This window comes from Cupriavidus sp. UYPR2.512, from assembly GCF_000379565.1.
Classification (GTDB): Bacteria; Pseudomonadota; Gammaproteobacteria; order Burkholderiales; family Burkholderiaceae; genus Cupriavidus.
Genome location: NZ_KB903089.1, coordinates 1 through 1474 on the forward strand (window position 1 = coordinate 1; position 1474 = coordinate 1474).

2 protein-coding genes are annotated in these 1474 nt (G+C 58.0%); one reads left to right on the forward strand and one right to left on the reverse strand.

Annotation, left to right across the window (positions count from 1 at the left end; translation table 11 throughout):
* The first annotated feature begins 487 nt into the window (after positions 1–487).
* On the forward strand, positions 488–946 hold the full coding sequence (locus tag A3A5_RS42030) for a fumarate hydratase (RefSeq protein WP_081623967.1): 459 nt from the start codon (positions 488–490) through the stop codon (positions 944–946).
* Between the two features lie 333 nt (positions 947–1279).
* Here the strand turns inward: A3A5_RS42030 and A3A5_RS45050 are convergent.
* Positions 1280–1474 (reverse strand): hypothetical protein (locus A3A5_RS45050; protein ID WP_232431434.1); only part of this gene is annotated, 195 nt, incomplete at its 5' end.

Consider the following 1474-nt stretch of genomic DNA (forward strand, 5'->3'; position numbering starts at 1 on the left):
CGCGTGCACCGGCTCGCACCGAACTGCAACTTCAAGGCTTTGTCGTGGGTCTGCACAGTGTTCAGAGACAGCCGAGCGTATTCGATGTTACTTTCCGGTTCGAGATCGTCGATGTCTTGCGCATCACCAAGCAGTAGCAGCGCGGCGATTTCATGCGGACTGAGCATGTCAGGCTCCTTCGTCGGGTGTCGAAAAAAGGAACTACGACTGCTTGTCCGTGGACGGAGTTCCACGGAGGATGATTGGAACAACACCAAGTGAATTCGGTGCGAGGACGCGCTGAGTATGCGCACACCGAGCGTTGACACTAATCGTTCTTGTCGCCGGAATCAAGTGCTACGTGTGCTGCAATGCAGCGACGAAGCGGAAACCCATCGGATTGTTGGTCGATGTCTCAGACGTTTCGCAACCCAATGGTGCGCCGCGGATCACCGCAGATTGCGACAAAGGTTATACTCCGCGCTCCAACGAACAACGGATAATCAACATGGTCGCAGCAACCAAAGCAACGACACCGACGAGCGCGGTCACCAAAAAGAAGCCTGTCGCAAGGAAGCTGACGGTACCGACGAAGAAGGCGAGCGTGCTCGCACGTGAAGCCCAGGCCGCGAAAAAGCGCTTGCTGAAACTGCGCGCGGACACGAAGAAGGCGATTGAAGCGGCAAAGCGTGACGTCGCGAAAGCCACGGAGGCCGCAAAGTCTGCCGCGCGTTTTGAAAAGCAAGCCGCCAAGGACAAGCTCGCGGCGAAGAAGGCGAAGGCTGCAAGCGTCAAGAAGGCATCGGCCAAAGCCACCGCCACGAAGGTCGCCCCGAAAAAGGCGGCCGGTAGCAAAGCCGCCGCAACGGTCACGCCGAAGAAGGCCGCAGTGAAAGCCGTGGCGAAGAAGCGAACCGCGGCGAAGAAAGTAGCACCGGCCGTCACGACTCCCGAAGCTTCGGCGTAATATTTGCGCGTCGACTGAACTGGCCTTCGGCAACCGGTCGATTGAAGCAGGATGGGCGCACACCGGCGCCCAGTTTGATCGCCCCAGACAAGCCGCACTGAGCTTCGGCCTGTTTTTCACCAGCAGTATCCCGCCTCTGGCTTTGACTTCGTTAGTGCTGCGGCCAGATCCCGTTGATGCTGTGCTCGACTCCACGCACGCCCCCATATCTTGATTCCGGGGTTTTGCACCCGCTAATCGCTGGCCATCTGAATACATCTGGCGGGGCAATCACTGGCACTCCGGAGCCGAGAACACGTTTTGACTGCGCGCCGTGGCAAACAGCAACGCGCGTCACCATGAATTGAACCCCGCATGCCGAGCGCTCGACGCATACCCATGACATTCGTCTGCGGCTGTGCGTACCCATTTCTGCGAGCCGTGAAAGGGGCGTCGGCGTGGTTCAAAAGCCGGCTTTTTTGCGTTAAACGGACGAGCTGAACCGTCCTGCATAAAAATGCAGAATTGGTAAGGAATGCGATGCAAACT

What these genes read in the sequence shown, in the direction of transcription:
- A3A5_RS42030 (WP_081623967.1), top strand. Translation starts at nt 488, where the DNA reads ATGGTCGCAGCAACCAAAGCAACGACACCGACGAGCGCGGTCACCAAA.